Origin of the sequence: Kitasatospora sp. NPDC056181 (assembly GCF_042266225.1) — a bacterium.
GTDB lineage: Bacteria > Actinomycetota > Actinomycetes > Streptomycetales > Streptomycetaceae > Kitasatospora.
In genome coordinates this window covers 1-2,637 of record NZ_JBHJUK010000146.1, presented here as the reverse complement: position 1 = coordinate 2,637, position 2,637 = coordinate 1, and the positions used below count along the sequence as shown (strand labels likewise).

Annotated in this window: 4 protein-coding genes; all 4 read right to left on the bottom strand. The window is 73.8% G+C overall.

From position 1 onward, the window contains the following. Positions 1-186: 186 nt before the first annotated feature. Positions 187-834, bottom strand: coding sequence for a hypothetical protein (locus tag ACFC1F_RS35725; protein ID WP_376164774.1), 648 nt, complete (start codon positions 832-834; stop codon positions 187-189). A gap of 145 nt (positions 835-979) precedes the next feature. After that, positions 980-1,522 (bottom strand): HEAT repeat domain-containing protein, encoded by a 543-nt coding sequence (locus tag ACFC1F_RS35720; RefSeq protein WP_376164772.1) that lies wholly within the window; start codon positions 1,520-1,522, stop codon positions 980-982. A gap of 172 nt (positions 1,523-1,694) precedes the next feature. Next, positions 1,695-2,219 (bottom strand): hypothetical protein, encoded by a 525-nt coding sequence (locus tag ACFC1F_RS35715; RefSeq protein WP_376164770.1) that lies wholly within the window; start codon positions 2,217-2,219, stop codon positions 1,695-1,697. A 99-nt stretch (positions 2,220-2,318) separates the two neighbouring features. Continuing rightward, on the bottom strand, positions 2,319-2,637 hold a 319-nt coding region (locus ACFC1F_RS35710), incomplete at its 5' end, for a DUF4097 family beta strand repeat-containing protein (protein WP_376164768.1).

Sequence of the window (2,637 nt, the reverse complement as noted above, 5' to 3'; positions counted from 1 at the left end):
CTTACCTCGTCGCCCCCCCCGCCCCCGCGGCCCCGCCCCCGCCCCCCCCCCCCCCGGCGGGGTGGCGCGCGCGCCGGTAGCCGTGCCGGCCGGGCGGCACACCTGCCCGGCGCCGGCCCTCGTCGTTTGATCGCGGGGTCCATCGGGGAGTCCGGCGACGGTCCCGGGAGGCGCAGGCGTTCCTGCTCAGCCGTGCAGGCCCCAGTCGTCGAGGCCGGAGTAGACGACGGCGGTCCGGTATCCCGGTCCGGCGAAGCACTCGGCCTCGCCCGTGTAGACCGCGACCAGCGAGTCCGTGCCTCGCCACCACCCGTCAGCCAGCCCTTCCACTTCCGGAACCGGCTCGTGGCGCCCGAGTTGGATGCCGTCGACGTCCTCGCCGGTGACCTTGGTGATCTGCTTCGCGCACAGGGCCGCGTGATGGGCGAGCGCGACCGACTCGATCCATCCCTCGACGCTCGCATGCAGCGGCACCCATCGCTCTGCGTGGATACCGAACTCACCGCGGGGGCCGATCATGAAGGAGTAGGGGAGCGCGGTCCGCTGATCCCCCGCCTCGAACCACCATCCTCCGGACGGCTCCGCCTCCGGCACGTAGGGGCTGAGCATCCTAGGACCGCCGTCATACGTCGGTGCCGGCGGCAGGACCAGGCCGCCCCACCGCTCCTCGAACGCCACGACCCTGTCGCATTCCGATTCCGGGATCCCGAACTCCAACCAGCGGTCCCGGTACTGTGCGACCCCCGGGCCTTCGACCCGCAGGCCGTGCACCTGGACGAAGTACCGGGCCCGCCGGGAGAGCCCGTCAGGCGCATCAGCGAGGTAGCGGTTCACCCCGTGGACGCTACACAGCTCTGGCAGGTGGGCAGGCGCCAGCCTCCGAAACGACGGCCCCGGGCGGCCTTTCGCCGCTCCCCCGCCGGGGCAGTGATCGTCACGGAATGTGTGCCGCAGTCAAAACCGGGGAGCGTCAAGACCGTTACCTGGGTGCGCGCGGGTTGGTCCGTTCGTAGACGGCTCCTCCGGGGATGAACCATCCCGCCTTCTTCCGGACGGCCGGGCTCGGGTCCTGGGCGTGCGACGCCTGCAAGGCTGCGACGGCCCGGGCGTCGGCATGGGAGAACTTGCCAACGAGCTCGGCGGCCCTTGCCCGGACCCCTGGGTCGGGGTCGGAGGCCAGGTGCCGCAGTGCGGGTTCGAGGACCCGGTCCGCGCCCGGTGCGCAGGTGTCGCCCTTGCACCGGTCGCACGCCAGGGCGTGGAAGGCGGCGATCCGGACCCGGGCGTCGGGATCGTCGGCCATCGTGATGAGCCGGCCCATGGACTCGGTGTCGACCAGGTGGTCCAGAAGCCGGCAGCAGCCCTCGCGGACGGCGGCGCTTTCGTGGGACAGGCCGGCGCGGACGGCGCCGACCGCCTCCTCCTTGCGCCGCAGCAACTCCCGGTAGGCCGCCACGGCGCGCTGCGGGTCGCCCAAGCACGAGACGAGGGCTTCGTTGTCGGTCCTGACGAATCCGAGCATGACCCTACTGTCGAACCACGCGGCACGGTCAGGCAACGGGATTTCGGCTCGGCGGAGGGACGTTCGCCCTGGTGCCGCCCGGCGTGCCGTCAGGGTCGGACGCCTGTGAGCAGACACGGACCGTCAGCGGCGGCTGCGGCCACGGGCGCGTGAGACCGTCCGGCGGGGGCGGTCAGGCGGCTCGGCAGAGCTCCGCACGGCCGGCCGCGGCGCCGGGGCGGGCCGCACTCGTGTGCAGGGCAAGGGCGGTGCGGACGGCGGGCGCGGCCTGCGAGCGGCTGCGCGCGAAGACGACGAGGCGCAGCATGGTGAACCGTGCGACGCCGGTGAGTGCGGAGGCCGTCAGGTAGACGGCCTGTTCGAGGACTGCGCCGGGTGCGGCCACCAGTTGTTGCAGGGCGAGCATCGCCGTGCAGGTGACGGCGTAGGCGGCCGCTGCGGAGCCGGCCGACTGCGCGTGCTGGCGCCGGGTCGCTCGCCCGCCGGCGCCGAAGGTGAAGCGGGCGTGCAGCTCGGTGGCGAGGAGCGTGGAGACCACGGTGACCAGGGCGTTGGCCAGGGCCCAGGGGATCCGGGAGGCGAGGGCCGCCACGGTGAGGCTGGAGGCGAGCCCCACCCCGCCGCCGCAGAGCACGAAGCGGGCGAAGGCCGTGAACGCGCCGGGTGCCGCCTGCTGCCGGTTCTGGGCCGTCTTCATGATCCGCCCCCCTCTTTCTTGATGACTCACCACGTGGAATGCGCGCCCCCCGGCCTGCGGGGCCGGGGGCGGCGTGTCGGCGCGGGCGCCCGGGCCGGGTCAGACGGTGCGGGCGGTGATGTTGCCGTAGGAGGTGGTCGCGGTGATGGCCAGGCCGGCGGCGGCGTCGGTGTTGTGCAGCGTGTTGTGGATCCGGCCGTAGGCGGTGCCGGCGTCGAGGGTGGCGCAGACGCCGCGGGCGGCGCCGACCGTGATGTCGCCGTGTTCGGTGCGCAGTGTGAGGGTGCCGCCGGTGGCTTCGGTGATGGTGAGGTCGCCGCTTCGGGTGGTGAGGTGGGCGGGGCCGGTGAGGCGGCCGAGGCGGATGTCGCCGGCCTGGAGGGTGAGGCGGGCGCCGGCGCTCTCCTCCAGGTCGACG

Excerpts from the sequence above, each read along its gene's own strand:
- ACFC1F_RS35720 (WP_376164772.1), bottom strand. The coding sequence starts at position 1,522 with ATGCTCGGATTCGTCAGGACCGACAACGAAGCCCTCGTCTCGTGCTTG.
- ACFC1F_RS35715 (WP_376164770.1), bottom strand. The coding sequence starts at position 2,219 with ATGAAGACGGCCCAGAACCGGCAGCAGGCGGCACCCGGCGCGTTCACG.